General features: G+C 64.5%; 16 protein-coding genes. 7 read left to right on the top strand and 9 right to left on the bottom strand.

Features of this window, described 5'->3' with window-relative positions; all coding sequences use genetic code 11:
* Window positions 1–3: 3 nt before the first annotated feature.
* A complete protein-coding gene (locus BMY90_RS00295; protein WP_092701019.1) occupies window positions 4–477 on the bottom strand; it encodes a glutathione peroxidase in 474 nt (157 codons plus the stop codon).
* 105 nt (window positions 478–582) lie between these two features.
* Between BMY90_RS00295 and BMY90_RS00290 the strand changes: the two genes are divergently transcribed.
* The 3 genes from BMY90_RS00290 to BMY90_RS00280 all read left to right on the top strand — a co-directional run bounded on the left by BMY90_RS00290 (window position 583) and on the right by BMY90_RS00280 (window position 3,159).
* A complete protein-coding gene (locus tag BMY90_RS00290; RefSeq protein WP_092700314.1) occupies window positions 583–1,611 on the top strand; it encodes a methionine ABC transporter ATP-binding protein in 1,029 nt (342 codons plus the stop codon).
* Window positions 1,608–2,294, top strand: a complete 687-nt coding sequence (locus BMY90_RS00285; RefSeq protein WP_092700311.1) for a methionine ABC transporter permease — start codon at window positions 1,608–1,610, stop codon at window positions 2,292–2,294. Before BMY90_RS00290 ends, BMY90_RS00285 begins: the two co-directional genes overlap by 4 nt.
* Before the next feature lie 64 nt (window positions 2,295–2,358).
* Window positions 2,359–3,159 carry a MetQ/NlpA family ABC transporter substrate-binding protein gene (locus tag BMY90_RS00280; RefSeq protein ID WP_092700308.1) on the top strand — a complete coding sequence of 267 codons (801 nt, stop codon included), beginning with the start codon at window positions 2,359–2,361 and terminating at the stop codon, window positions 3,157–3,159.
* Window positions 3,160–3,316: 157 nt separating this feature from the next.
* Here BMY90_RS00280 and pncB read toward each other — a convergent pair whose 3' ends face one another.
* Window positions 3,317–4,501 carry a nicotinate phosphoribosyltransferase gene (gene pncB, locus BMY90_RS00275; protein WP_092700305.1) on the bottom strand — a complete coding sequence of 395 codons (1,185 nt, stop codon included), beginning with the start codon at window positions 4,499–4,501 and terminating at the stop codon, window positions 3,317–3,319.
* A gap of 370 nt (window positions 4,502–4,871) precedes the next feature.
* Between pncB and BMY90_RS00270 the strand changes: the two genes are divergently transcribed.
* Window positions 4,872–5,684: a c-type cytochrome gene (locus BMY90_RS00270; RefSeq protein WP_092700302.1), complete on the top strand. Its 813-nt coding sequence runs from the start codon at window positions 4,872–4,874 to the stop codon at window positions 5,682–5,684.
* A gap of 2 nt (window positions 5,685–5,686) precedes the next feature.
* Here the strand turns inward: BMY90_RS00270 and BMY90_RS00265 are convergent, their stop codons facing one another.
* The 4 genes from BMY90_RS00265 to BMY90_RS00250 all read right to left on the bottom strand — a co-directional run bounded on the left by BMY90_RS00265 (window position 5,687) and on the right by BMY90_RS00250 (window position 8,922).
* Entirely contained in the window at window positions 5,687–6,709 is a 1,023-nt protein-coding gene (locus BMY90_RS00265; RefSeq protein WP_245734765.1) for an aminopeptidase, read from the bottom strand.
* Between the two features lie 142 nt (window positions 6,710–6,851).
* A complete protein-coding gene (locus BMY90_RS00260; protein ID WP_139201656.1) occupies window positions 6,852–7,268 on the bottom strand; it encodes a hypothetical protein in 417 nt (138 codons plus the stop codon).
* A 145-nt stretch (window positions 7,269–7,413) separates the two neighbouring features.
* Entirely contained in the window at window positions 7,414–8,235 is an 822-nt protein-coding gene (locus tag BMY90_RS00255) for a histone H1-like repetitive region-containing protein (protein ID WP_092700294.1), read from the bottom strand.
* A 78-nt stretch (window positions 8,236–8,313) separates the two neighbouring features.
* Window positions 8,314–8,922: a rhomboid family intramembrane serine protease gene (locus BMY90_RS00250; RefSeq protein WP_008209634.1), complete on the bottom strand. Its 609-nt coding sequence runs from the start codon at window positions 8,920–8,922 to the stop codon at window positions 8,314–8,316.
* A 110-nt stretch (window positions 8,923–9,032) separates the two neighbouring features.
* Here BMY90_RS00250 and BMY90_RS00245 point away from each other — a divergent pair, with 110 nt between their 5' ends.
* Window positions 9,033–9,938: a PhzF family phenazine biosynthesis protein gene (locus tag BMY90_RS00245; RefSeq protein ID WP_092700291.1), complete on the top strand. Its 906-nt coding sequence runs from the start codon at window positions 9,033–9,035 to the stop codon at window positions 9,936–9,938.
* The gene (locus BMY90_RS00240) at window positions 9,935–10,405 is read left to right on the top strand and encodes a YaiI/YqxD family protein (RefSeq protein ID WP_092700288.1); all 471 of its coding nucleotides are present in this window, start codon (window positions 9,935–9,937) and stop codon (window positions 10,403–10,405) included. Before BMY90_RS00245 ends, BMY90_RS00240 begins: the two co-directional genes overlap by 4 nt.
* A gap of 177 nt (window positions 10,406–10,582) precedes the next feature.
* On the opposite strand, the gene BMY90_RS00235 is transcribed toward BMY90_RS00240, so the two are convergent.
* Entirely contained in the window at window positions 10,583–11,833 is a 1,251-nt protein-coding gene (locus BMY90_RS00235) for a BaiN/RdsA family NAD(P)/FAD-dependent oxidoreductase (RefSeq protein WP_008209639.1), read from the bottom strand.
* A 108-nt stretch (window positions 11,834–11,941) separates the two neighbouring features.
* On the opposite strand from BMY90_RS00235, the gene BMY90_RS00230 reads away from it, so the two are divergent.
* Window positions 11,942–12,424: a YajQ family cyclic di-GMP-binding protein gene (locus BMY90_RS00230; RefSeq protein ID WP_008209641.1), complete on the top strand. Its 483-nt coding sequence runs from the start codon at window positions 11,942–11,944 to the stop codon at window positions 12,422–12,424.
* A gap of 12 nt (window positions 12,425–12,436) precedes the next feature.
* Here the strand turns inward: BMY90_RS00230 and BMY90_RS00225 are convergent, their stop codons facing one another.
* Window positions 12,437–13,129, bottom strand: coding sequence for a DUF1345 domain-containing protein (locus BMY90_RS00225; protein WP_092700285.1), 693 nt, complete (start codon window positions 13,127–13,129; stop codon window positions 12,437–12,439).
* A 43-nt stretch (window positions 13,130–13,172) separates the two neighbouring features.
* A complete protein-coding gene (locus BMY90_RS00220) occupies window positions 13,173–13,448 on the bottom strand; it encodes a GNAT family N-acetyltransferase (RefSeq protein WP_008209646.1) in 276 nt (91 codons plus the stop codon).
* Window positions 13,449–13,475: the final 27 nt, after the last annotated feature.

Here is a 13,475-nt window from a genome sequence, read left to right as displayed (position 1 = left end):
GACTCAGCCAGCCAGGTCGCGGGCAATCTTCTCCGGCGTGTCGGTGGGGGCGTAGCGCTTGCGCACCTGGCCGTCGGGGCCGACCAGGAACTTGGTGAAGTTCCACTTGATCGCCTCGCTGCCGAGAATGCCCTTGCCTTCGCTCTTCAGCCACTTGTAGAGCGGGTGGGTGTTCGCGCCATTCACCTCGATCTTGGCGAACAACGGAAAGCTGACCTCGTAGCTGGTGCTGCAGAAGTTGCGGATTTCGGCCTCGTCGCCCGGCTCCTGGTGGCCGAACTGGTCGCAGGGAAAGCCCAACACCGCCACATCGCGGTCGCGATACTCGCGCCACAGTGCCTCAAGCCCCTTGTACTGCGGGGTGAACCCGCATTTCGAGGCCACGTTGACGATCAGCAGGGTCTTGCCCTGCCATTCGGCCAGCGAGCGTTCCTGGCCATCGATGTCGCGTGCGCTGAAATCGTAGATGCTGGTCATGTCGATGGATTCCACAAAGGGGAAAATGGCGGGATGGACGTATGGAAGTCTACGCCCAAGGCACACATCCCCTAGAATACCCGCCCGCCCCACCGCTGAACCGCCGTGATCCGCTTCCTCGATGTCCACAAATCCTACCGTGTCGACGGCCGGGACGTTCCCGCATTGCAACCGCTTGATCTGGAGATCGCCGACGGCGAAGTGTTCGGCATCATCGGCCATTCCGGCGCGGGCAAATCCACACTGGTGCGCCTGATCAACCTGCTTGAGCGCCCCAGTGGCGGCCGCGTGCTGATCGACGACATCGACATGACCTCGCTGGACGAGCCGGCGTTGCGCGCACAACGGCGGCGCATCGGCATGATCTTCCAGCACTTCAACCTGCTCGGCTCGCAGACCGTGGCGGACAACATCGCCTTTCCGCTGCGCCTGGCCGGCGAGCGCGATGCCAAGGCGATCCGCGCCCGCGTCGACGAACTGCTGGCGCGGGTGGGACTGCAAGCGCATGCCGACAAGTATCCGTCGCAGCTTTCCGGTGGCCAGAAGCAGCGCGTCGGCATTGCCCGCGCGCTGGCCAACCGGCCGTCCATCCTGCTTTGCGACGAGGCCACCAGCGCGCTCGACCCGCAGACCACCGGCGACGTGCTGGCACTCCTGGCCGAGATCAACCGCGAACTGAAGCTGACCATCGTGCTGATTACCCACGAGATGGACGTGGTGCGCCGTGTCTGCGACCGCGTGGCCGTACTGGATGCCGGACACGTCGTGGAAACGGGGGCGGTCGCCGACGTGTTCCTGCATCCGCGCCACCCCACCACGCGCCGCTTCGTGGAGGAGGCGCTGCCGGAAGAAGCCGCCAGTACAAGGCAGACGCCCTACGCCCACGTGCCAGGCCGCATCCTGCGCCTGTCCTTCCGCGGCGAGGCCACCTGGACCCCGACTCTGAGCCGGGTGATGCGCGACACCGGGGTCGACTTCAACATCCTCGCCGGCCGCATCGACCGCATCAAGGAATTGCCATACGGGCAACTCACGCTGGCGCTGGATGGCGCCAACGTGGACGCCGCGCTGGAAGCGCTCCGCACCGCCGGCATCGAGATCGAGGAAGTCGCTTCGCTGGAGAACCCGTCATGACCACCGTCCCGCTGCTGCACACCCTGTTTCCCAACATCGACGATTGGGGCGAACTGGGCCGCGCCTGCATCGATACCCTGCTGATGCTGGGCGGCTCGCTGGCGCTGACCGTGTTGATCGGCCTGCCACTGGGCGTATTGCTCTACCTCACCGGCAAGGGCCAGTTGCGCGCGATGCCGAAACTGTACGGTCTCACCGCGCTGGTGGTGAACGTGCTGCGCTCGGTGCCGTTCATCATCCTGATGATCGTGCTGATGCCGGTCACCTACTTCCTGGTCGGCACCAAGCTGGGGATCCGCGGCGCGATTCCGCCCCTGGTGATCGGTGCGGCCCCGTTCTTCGCCCGGCTGGTGGAAACCGCGCTGCGCGAAGTGCAGGACGGCGTGATCGAGGCGGCCCAGGCGATGGGCGCCAGCACCTGGCAGATCGTGCGCCACGTCCTGCTGCCCGAGGCTCGCGCCGGTATTGCCGCCGGTATCACGGTCACCGCCATCGCCCTGGTCGGCTATACCGCGATGGGTGGCGCGATCGGCTCCGGCGGTCTTGGCGATCTGGCCTATCGATATGGCTACCTGAGCTACGAATCGGACTACATGGTGGTCACGGTGGTGCTGCTGATCGTTCTGGTACAAGGGCTGCAGGTCATTGGCGACCGCGTGGTGGCACGCCTTTCACGCCACTGAAAGTCGTTTTGCATCTGGACGTATGGACGGCTATTCTTTTGCACCGCACAAGAGAATGCCTTCCATGAAACTGCTGATCCTCGCCATCGTCGCCACCCTGGGGCTGCTGTTGCTGGTCGGCTGCTCGTCGAACGACGAGGAAGACAGTCATATATTGACCGTAGCCGCCACCGCCATACCGCACGCGGAGATTCTCAAGCAGGTCAAGCCGATCCTGGCCAAGGAAGGCGTGGATCTGAAGATCAAGGTATTCGCCGACTACGTGCAGCCGAACATGCAGGTGGTCGAGAAGCATATCGACCTCAATTACTTCCAGACCAAGCCCTACCTGGATGCCTTCAACCGCCAGCACGGCACGCACCTGATCACCATCGTCGGCGTGCACATCGAGCCGTTCGGCGCGTACTCGCACCGCTACAAGAACATCAACCAGTTGCCCGACGGCGCTACCGTGGCCATCCCCAACGATCCCAGCAACAACAGCCGCGCCCTGCTTCTGCTGGCAAAGCACGGCCTGATCACGCTGAAGGACCCGTCCGATGCGCTGGCCACGCTCAAGGACATCACCACCAACCCCAGGCACCTGCAGTTCAAGGAGCTGGAAGCGGCGATGCTGCCGCGCACGCTGGACGAGGTCGACCTGGCGCTGATCAACACCAACTACGCGCTGGCCGCCGGCCTCGATCCGCAGAAAGACGCCCTGCTGATCGAGGACAAGGATTCACCCTATGTGAACTACCTGGTCGGCCGCCCCGACAACAAGGACGACCCGCGCGTGCAGAAGCTGGCCAAGGCACTGACCAGCCCGACGATCAAGGCGTTCATCGAGAAGAAGTACCACGGCGCGGTGCTGCCGGCGTTCTGACGCGCAGCCCTCAGAAACACTTCGAACAATCCGCTTTTGTAGGAGCGCACCCTGTGCGCGAATGCCTTTGACTCCGATCAAGCGCCAAAGCATTCGCGCACAAGGTGCGCTCCTACACGGCTTCGGTGAGGTTTTCGGGGCGCCCCGGCAGCTCGCCTCAGCCCTGTTCGGCCGGAATCTCGAACACCTGCCGAAGGTAGGCCACGTAAGCCTTGTCCTCGCACATGTTCTTGCCGGGCGAGTCGCTGAGCTTGGCCACTGGCTGGCCGTTGCAGCGGATCATCTTGATCACGATGTTGAGCGGCTCCGGGCCCACGTCGTTGCTGAGGTTGGTGCCCACGCCAAACGCCAGCAGGCAGCGGCCGCGGAAATGCTCGTACAACTGCATCACCTTGGGGATGTCCAGGCCGTCGCTGAAGACCAGCACCTTGGTACGCGGGTCGACGCGGTTGGCGCGGTAGTGCGCGATCATCCGCTCGCCCCAGTCAAACGGATCGCCCGAATCGTGGCGGGCGCCGTCGAAGAGCTTGCAGAAGTACATGTCGAAGTCGCGCAGGAACGCTTCCAGCCCGTAGACATCCGACAGGGCAATACCGAGATCACCCCGATATTCCATGGCCCAGGTTTCCAGCGCGGATACCTGTGAATCGCGCAGCCGCGGCCCCAGCGCCTGATGCGCCTGCAGGTATTCGTGCGCCAGCGTGCCCAGCGGAACCAGGCCGAGCCGCCGTGCAAACCACACATTGCTGGTGCCGGCCAGTTGCTTGTCGAGACCGTCGCGCAGGGTGGTGAGCACCTCTTCATGCCACACCCGCGAGAAACGCCGGCGGGTACCGTAATCGGCAATGCGGCAGTGCTCGTAATCCGGCGTCTCGTGCAGCAGGGCGATCTTGGCCTGCAAGCGGCGCCGCCCCTCGGCCAGATCCAGCCCCGGCTGCGTGTTGCGGAAGTACACCTCGTTGACGATCGCCAGCAACGGCACCTCGAACAGGATCGTGTGCAGCCACGGCCCGACGATGCGGATCTCGATCTCGCCGTTGCCGGCCTCGGCCGGCTCGATGGTCACGTACTTGGCATTGAGCTGGAACAAGCCCAGAAAATCGACGAAATCGCTCTTGATGAAGCGCATCTCGCGCAGGTAGTCCAGCTCGTCGGTGGTGAAGCGCAGGCTGCACAGCGCGGCCAGTTCGGCGCGGATCTCGTCGATGTACGGCACCAGCTCGATGCCCGGGTTGCGGCACTTGAAACGGTATTCAACGTGGGCAGCAGGGTAATGATGCAGCACCACCTGCATCATCGAGAACTTGTACAGGTCGGTGTCCAGCAACGATTCGATGATCATGGATCGTCCATGTGATGCGGGGATTCGCCAGCCCATGAGCCGGGCCCGGGGAACGGGAATCCCGATTATCCCCGTCACCGGCCGCATGATCCATTCGACGAACCGGCACCCGGGCATAAAAAAACCCCGCGCACCAGGGGAGGGGCACGCGGGGTCTGTCAGGTCGGCGTCCTTGGGGAGGATGGTGCCGGCCCCTCAGCGGCGCGATGTTCTGCCCCGCTTCTTGTCGCCGTCACGGCGATACGATGAATTAGTGTGGTCGCCGGGAGGAAAGTTCAAGGGCTGCGTTTATCCACCAGACAGGCACCGGACTCCCCGGCACCTGCCGGCCCGACCGCTACAATGCCGGGGTTTGTCGCCGGAGAACGCCATGTTGATGCGCTGGATGTGCGCACTCGCGCTATGCCTTGCCCTGCCAGCCCAGGCGGCCCAGTTGAAGATTGACCTGGGCCATGGCGTGACGATACTCACCACGGATCAGTTGCTCCACCGTGCCGATGCCCGCAGTGTGACGATTCCGGGTGACGTGGCCTACCAGCGCACCATGCATTACCGCGCCGTGCCCTTGCGCGCGCTGCTGCCCGGACTGGCCCCGGACGATCACCTCCGGTTCGCGGCATCCGACGGTTTCAGCGCGGAGATTCCCGCCTCCGCGATCCTGAATCGGAAGGGTTCGCAAGCCTGGCTCGCCGTGGAGGCCACCACGGCGCCATGGCCTGCCCTGCCCGGCAACACCCGCAGCGCCGGCCCGTTCTACGTGGTCTGGACTCACCCCCAGGCCGCCCATATCGGCTCGGAACAATGGCCTTACCAACTCGCCTCGATCCGGCGCATGAACGGCGTGGATGCACGCTTTCCGGCCATCGTGCCCGGCGCCTCGGTGCCCAAGGACAGCCCGGTACGACGCGGCTTCGCGGTGTTCAAGCGCACCTGCTTCGCCTGTCACACACTCAACGGTGAAGGCGATGCCACGCTGGGGCCGGATCTCAACCTGCCCTACAACCCCACCGAATATCTGCGTGCCGACCTGTTGCGCGCCTTCATCCGCAACCCGCAATCGCTGCACCGCTGGCCCGGAGCGAAGATGCACGGCTTTCCCACGCAGGCGTCGCTGTCGGATGCCGACCTGGATGCGGTGCTGGACTACCTGCGCTACATGGCGAAGCACAAGGCTGCGCACTGAGATCAGCCGGTCGGGACAGCCGCCACCATCGCCTGCAACGTTTCGTCACGCTGCGCTTTCGACTCATGCGCCAACGCGCGCACACGACCATAGAACGCGGGCCATTTCCGGTCGCTTTGGCGAAACAGCTCGGCGAAAGCCGGCGTCCATTGGTCGTACAGGCCGAACGGCAGCAGCCGCGCATTGTTGATCGGCTTGGCTACCCAGGCGTCGTAGCGATGATCGCCGGGCCAGTGCGCCTCGCGCCATGCGGCGTAGCGCTGGCGGAACGCGGCGATCTCGCGCTGCTTGCCCGCTTCCATGGCCTCGACATCCTCGCCGCTGGCGTAGAGTTTTTTGAGCCTGTCGCGCAGATCCAGCACCAGCCGGGTGAAGCCTTCATCCATCGCCTGCGCCTTGCCATCCGTCGGCGGCAAGCCACGCGACGCGCGCCATTCGCGCAGTCCCTCGCGCTGCACGAAGGTAGCGAAGGATTCATTGAAGGCGGTATCGCCCTTGGCGTAGATCAACTGGTGCGCCAGCTCATGGAAAATGGTGCTGGCCAGTTCGTCGTTGTCCCAGCGCAGCATGCTGGACAGGATCGGATCGGCGAACCAGCCCAGCGTGGAATACGCCGGCACGCCACCCACGTAGACATCATCGCCCCTGGCCCGCTGCCGTGCGGCATCGGCATCCGCGCGCGCCTCGCTGAACCAGCCCCGGTAGGCCACGCAACCGGCAAACGGAAAGCAGTGTGGCACCGCCTGCACGGAAAAGCGCGGCGTGGCGAACACGTTCCACACCACGAACGGGCGGTGCAGATCCACGTAATAGGTGTAACTGCGGTTGTCGGGCAGCCCGAGCGCCTGCGAGGCGAAGCGCCGGGCGCGCTGCGACAATTCCAGCCGGGCCGCCAGCGCCGGTGGCGTGGCCGGGTCGTGCAACACCTTGTCGATCGCCCGGCGATGCAGCAGCAACTCGCCTTCACCATGCGTGACGTGGACGTAGTAGCCAAGGTTGGTGCAGGCCGACAGCAACAGGCTCACCGCGCTGAATGCGATGAGCCTGATCGAAAATGATGGATACGGGGATTTGCCGCGGCGGGTCATGTTGTCATTGTGACGCAGCGGAACACCTCAGGACGACTCTCCGCGCCGCACAACCACGCCCGAACCGCTTGCCGGGCACTCAATGGCCGTCGTGGTGATGGCCGCCGTGTCCGCCATTCCAGTGTCCGCCACCATGACCATGCGAGGGCGCCGGACGACCGTGCCCTCCGTGGTAACCATGCCCGTAGTCGGAACGCCCACGATAACCGCCGCGATAGTAACGATGGCCGCCCCGGTAGTAACGGTGTCCGCTGTACCAGACGCCACCGACGGTGATGCCTGGCGCCCAGCAACAACCGTAGCCGCCGTAATACGGCGAGGCGTAATAGCTGTTGTCATAGGTCACGGACGGGCCGCTGCCGTAATAGGCACCACCCGTATAACCGTTGCCGCGCACATAGCTGTAATCGGGCGACACGTAGCAGCCGGACAGCAGTGCCGTGGCGCAAAGAATGGACAAGCCGGCAATCAGACGTTTCATGGGCAGACGTTTCATGGCGCTCCCTCCAGGAAGGCACGACACCACGCTGGCACCGCACGATTGAACCGATACTGAGCGAACGGCACCGGATGTCGCACTTCTGCACGACACCTGTATGACAACACTTGCCGCGACACGTTCCGTCGCCGCGGATTCCGGTTCAGCTTTTGCCGCGCTTCATGCCTTCGCCGCGCGCATGTGCCAGGCCGATGCCATGCGGCGCATCGCCAGATGCATTCGCATGCGAAGGCAGTTCGTCGTGCACGTCGGATTCGGGATGGTGTGCCTGCGCTTCCGCGCCCGGCCAGTTCGGCCCGTTCTGCACGCGTTCGCGCTTGGCTTCCAGCAAGGCCTGGATCTGCGCCACCGCCTCTTCCTGGGTGATGTGTGTCGGCGCCGCAGGCGGTGCCTTGCGCGTGGAAGCCGCCTTCTTCGCGACGACCTTGCGTACGGCCTTGCCTGCCGTCTTCGGAGCCACGGCCTTCTTGCTGGCGGTTTTCCTGACAGCGGCCTTTTTGGCCACGGACTTCTTCGCCACGGGCTTTTTCACCGGGGTCTTTCTTGCTGGGGCCTTCTTCGCGGCCACTTTCTTCGTACTGCGCTTCCCGACCGGCGATTTTGCCGACGCCGACTTCCGCACTGCGGCCTTCTTTGCGACTGTCTTCTTCGCGACAGTTTTCTTTGCAACAGCCTTCCTGGCTGTCGTCTTCTTCACCGCGGCTTTCCTTGTCGCGGTCTTTTTCGCCGCCACCTTGCGTGCCGGAGTCTTGCGCGTTGCGGCAGCCTTCTTTGCCGCCTTTCGCGGAGAGGACTTGCTGGCTGCCGTCTTGCGTGTCGCGGTGACTTTCTTCTTCGGTGCAACCTTCTTTGCCGAAGCCTTCTTTACGGCCTTTTTCGCGGCCGGTCGTGTCGTTGCGTGCTTGCCTGCGCTGGTCTTGCTGGCCGAGGATTTCTTCGCGGCCGACTTGCGTGTCGTTGCCATGCGTACCTACTCCTGCGGTGATGGGCAGCCCAGTATGGGCATTGCCATGATGACTCGAACGTGAGCGTACGTCCCGTGTCAAAAGTGGGGTTGTGACAATGCCGCCAGAAAATGCGGCAACACCCGCGGATTCATCACGATGGTGAATACCACGCCATAGGCTGCACCCCAGAGATGCGCACTGTGGTTGACGTGATCCTGTCCGCGTCGATCCATGTAGATCGAGTAGGCCGTGTACAACACCGCATAGATGATCGCCGGCATCGGAATCACCAGCACCAGGATCTGCGACCACGGCGCAAACAATATGTAGCCGAACAGCACGGCCGAGACGGCGCCCGAAGCGCCGAGGCTGTAGTAATTCGAGTTGTTGCGGTTCTTCAGATAGGTCGGCAGGATCGATACCAGCAAGCCGCCCAGGTAGAACAACCCGAAACCGAATATGCCCATCGACGCGTTGTAGACCGGTGCCATGGCCCGCCCGAAGAAGAACAGCGTGAGCATGTTGAAAAACAGATGGGTGCCATCGGCATGCACCAGGCCGTAGGTCAGCAGGCGGTAATACTCGCGCTTGCGGGCGACCGCCGGCGGCCACAGGATCAGGTCATCCATCACCTGGCGGTTCTTGAAGGCGATGAACGAAACGATGCACGTGACCGCGAGAATCAGGATCAGCACGAGCGACATAGGACAATTCCGAACATGGACATGAATCCGCCCATCTTCGCGTTCACGCCTGCGCTTGTCGACCGCTAGAATGCGCGCTCCCCCTGCGGCCACTGTCGCCAGCCATCGCCATGACCCCGATTCGTTACCTGCACCTGGACGTCTTCGCCGCCAGCCACGGCGGCGGCAACCACCTTGGCGTGGTCACCGACGCGCGTGGCTGGAACGACGCGCGGATGCAGCGCTTCGCGCGCTGGAACAACCTGGTGGAAACCACCTTCCTGCTGCCGCCTGACGACCCGAAAGCCAGCTACCGCGTGCGCATCTTCACGCCGCACAAGGAAATCCCGTTCGCCGGCCATCCCAGCATCGGCAGCGCGCATGCCGCGCTGGAATGCGGGCTGGCCGCACCGGTCGATGGCCTGCTGTGGCAGGAATGCGGCGCCGGCGTGTTGCCGATCCGCGTGGAAGGCAACGGCGCCGACTGCCGGCTACTGCTGCAATCGCCCGGCGAACGCGTGCTGGAAACCGGTCACGATGCGCACCCGCTGCTGGGTGCCGCGTTGGGCGGCATCGGCAGCGGCATCCTGCCGCCGGCACTGGTCGATGGCGGCCGACGCTGGTGGCTGGCCGAAGTGGAGAGCGAATCGGCACTGCGTGCGTGGCAACCCGACCACAGCGCCATCGGCGCCCTGGCCAAGGCCAGCGACAGCATGGGCTTGTGCGCCTTCGCGCGCGTCCAGGGGACGTCCCGTGTGGATGGCAATCAGCCCGACTACCAGTTGGTGGTACGCGCCTTCCCGGCCGGCGTGGGCATCGTCGAAGACCCGGCCTCCGGCGCGGCCAACGGCCTGATTGCCGCGTACATCGCCCAGGCCGAACCGCACGGCCCGCTGGCCGGCGGTTACACCGTCAGCCAGGGCCGCGAGATCGGGCACGACGCGTGCCTGATCGCACACATGGTGGACGGCGCGGTATGGATCGGCGGCCGCACCCACGTCATCGTCGACGGCCACCTGCACTGGGACGGCCGGTGAACGCGAACGCGCAGATCTGGGTGGATGCCGACGCCTGCCCGGTGGCGATCAAGGACATCCTGTTCCGCGCCGCCGAGCGCGAGCAGATCCCGGTAACCCTGGTCGCCAACCAGTATCTGCGCACGCCGCCCTCACGCTTCATCCGCGCCATGCAGGTACCGGGCGGATTCGACGTGGCCGACAACGAAATCGTGCTGCGCGTCGCCGCAGACGACCTGGTGGTGACCCAGGACATTCCGCTCGCCGCGCTGGTGATCGGGAAAGGCGCGCTGGCGATCGATCCGCGCGGCGAATTGCATACGCCCGAGACCATCGCGCAACGCCTCACCATGCGCAATTTCATGGACGAACTGCGCGGCAGCGGCGTCGACACCCGCGGTCACGCGCCTTTCCATGCCCGCGACAAGCAGGCCTTCGCCAACCAGCTCGATCGCTGGCTCACGCAGCGGCGTCAGGCGCGCCGTTGAGGCTGCCGCCAGACCCGAAAACCTCCGCAAGATATTCACAACCCTGCTCGCCACCTGTAGGAGCGCACCCTGTGCGCGAAAGGCTCCTGGTGGAAGTATCGCGAAAGCCCTTCGCGCACAGGGTGCGCTCCTACAGGTGGAAATGGTCGCATGGCCGCAGGAAGGCCAGACAGACGTTTACGCCACCTGCCCGGCCGCCTGCCCCGACGCCCATGCCCACTGGAAATTGTAGCCGCCCAGCCAGCCGGTGACGTCGACCACCTCGCCGATGAAGTACAGCCCGGGCACGAGTTTCGACTGCATGGTGCTCGACGAAAGGCCATCGGTATCCACGCCGCCCAGGGTGACCTCGGCGGTGCGGTAGCCTTCGGTGCCGCTGGCGACGATGGGCCAGTCGTGCAGTTGTCGGCCGATCTCATGCAGATCGGCTTCGCGGTACTGACGCATCGGACGGCTTTCGAACGCGGGGAGTGGCCATGGATGGCCACTGCTTTGAGGAGCGAGGAACCCGCGCTCGCACAGGCGTTGGGCCAGGCGTTTCGGCAGCACGTCGGCCAGCACGTTCTTCAGTTCGGCGGCGGGCCGGGCAACGCGCTGCTCGTTGAGCCAACCGCCGGCATCAAGATCGGGCAGCAGGTCGACGCGCAAGTCGTCGCCGGGCTGCCAGTACGAGGAAATCTGCAGGATCGCCGGGCCGCTGATGCCGCGGTGGGTGAACAGCATGCCAGCACGGAAGCGGCTTTTGCCGACCCGGCTTTCGACCATGGGAAGTGCCACGCCGGCCAGATCCTCATAACGCTCCTGATGCTTGCCGCTCAAGGTCAGCGGCACCAGGCCGGCGCGGACCGGCAACACCTCGTGGCCGAACTGGCGTGCCAGTTCGTAGCCGAAGCCGCTGGCGCCCATGCTGGGTATCGACAGTCCGCCGCAGGCGACCACCAGTGACTCGGCATGCACTTCGCCACGCGCCGTGCGCACGCTGAAACCCTCGTCATGGCGGCGCACGCGCTCGACCGCGCAACCGGTCTCCACGCGCACGCCCGCAGCGCTGCATTCGTCCAGCAACATGCGCACGATCTGCTTGGAGGAGTCGTCGCAGAACAGCTGGCCCAGTTCCTTCTCGTGGTAGGCGATGCCATGTTTTTCCACCAGCGCGATGAAATCCCAGGGCGTGTAGCGCGCCAGTGCCGATTTGGCGAAATGCGGGTTGGCCGACAGGTAATTGGCCGGCGTCACGCCCATGTTGGTGAAGTTGCAGCGCCCGCCGCCGGACATCAGGATTTTCTTGCCCGCCTTGTTGGCGTGATCGACCACCAGCACGCTGCGTCCACGCTGGCCAGCGGCGATGGCGCACATCAGGCCCGCGGCGCCCGCGCCGACGATCAATACATCCACTTTCAAGGGTTCACCATTTGCACTGTCGATCATCCGTTGGGCCTGGATTGCGCCTCGCCGGAATGACGGTGAGGGATACGCAGCATTATCGCTCAGCGGCATCGCTTACACTGTCAGCCTGTTTTCCCGGGAACCAATGCCATGCCTTCCTTCGACGTGATCTCCGAAGTCGACAAGCACGAACTCACCAATGCCGTGGACCAGGCCAACCGCGAGCTGGCCAGCCGCTTCGATTTCAAGGGCAGCGACGCGAAGTTCGAGCTGGACAAGTTCGAGATCACCCAGAGCGCACCCAGCGAATTCCAGCTGCAGCAGATGCTGGACATCCTGCGCGCCCGGCTGATCTCGCGGAAGATCGACGTTCGCGCGCTGGACGTGGCCGACCCGGAAACCAACCTGGCCGGCGCACGCCAGAAGATCACCGTGAAACAGGGCATCGAGCAGCCGGTCGCGAAGAAACTGGTAGCCGAACTGAAGGCCGCCAAGCTCAAGGTCGAAGCGCAGATCAACGGCGACAAGCTGCGCGTCACCGGCAAGAAGCGCGACGACCTGCAACTGGCCATGGCCCTGTTGCGCAAGTCCGAGGTGGAACTGCCGCTGCAGTTCGACAACTTTCGCGACTGAACCGGCGCAGGCTCAGCCCAGGCCGCCCACCACGCTGACGCTGATCGCCAGGATGAACACGTTGAAGAAAAACGCCACCACGCTGTGCATGAGCGTGAGGCGACGCATGTGCCGACCACTGACGGTCACGTCCGAGGTCTGGAAGCACATGCCGATGACGAACGAGAAATACACGAAATCCCAATAGTCGGGCTTGGGCGTGGAAGGAAATTCCAGACCGCCGGCCCGGCTGTCGTCCTCGCCGTAGAAGCTGTGCGCGTAATGCAGCGCGAACGTGGTGTTCATGAACAGCCATGACAGGATCACGCTGCCCGCCGCCACGCCAATCGCCGCCACGCCGCCCGCCTTGGCCGCATGCAATTCGGTCGCCAGCGCCACCAGCACCACCATCGACACCAGCACGGCGACCGCCAGCGTGGCGTGGCGCCCCGTGTCCTGCAATCGGGCCTGGCGTGCCAGGTGGCCATGGTTGGAGCGCGTGAACATGCGCGCCAGCGCGATCAGATAGAGCAACGCACCGACATCGAAAGCCAGCAGCATTGCCAGGGACGTTCGGGTTCCGCCCAAGGCCAACAACGTACCGACCACCACGAAAATCACGGTGGATGTCATCAACCTTGGTCGCACACGGATGTAGCGCAGCGGGTGCCAGCGGCGATGGGTGGCAGCGTCCTCCACGGGCGTCGACTCGGGTGGTTCGGTCACGGGCTTTCCTGCATTCGGATACGGCAACGGGCAACGGGTGGCTTCAGGCGAGCAGGTCGTCGTACTCCGGATGGCGCTGCACCCAGACGGAGGCGTAGCTGCACGCCGGCACCACCTTCCAGCCCTGCGCCCGCGCCGTTTCCATCGCTGCACGTACCAGCGCCCCGGCCAGCCCGCGCCCGCCGACCGCCTCGGGCACGCCGGTATGGGTAATGGTCATGACCCCGTGTTCCAGCGTGTAGTCCAGCTCGCACAGCGAGCCGTCGACGAGGATCTCGAAACGATGCGCGGAAGCGTCATGGCGGACGTCGGGCGTCATGCTGTTTTTCCTGAGTGGCACATAGCC

Origin of the sequence: Rhodanobacter glycinis (assembly GCF_900114325.1) — a bacterium.
GTDB classification, from domain to species: Bacteria; Pseudomonadota; Gammaproteobacteria; order Xanthomonadales; family Rhodanobacteraceae; genus Rhodanobacter_A; species Rhodanobacter_A glycinis.
Note: the sequence above shows the minus strand (reverse complement) of the source record. Positions and strands in the feature narration are given on the sequence as shown.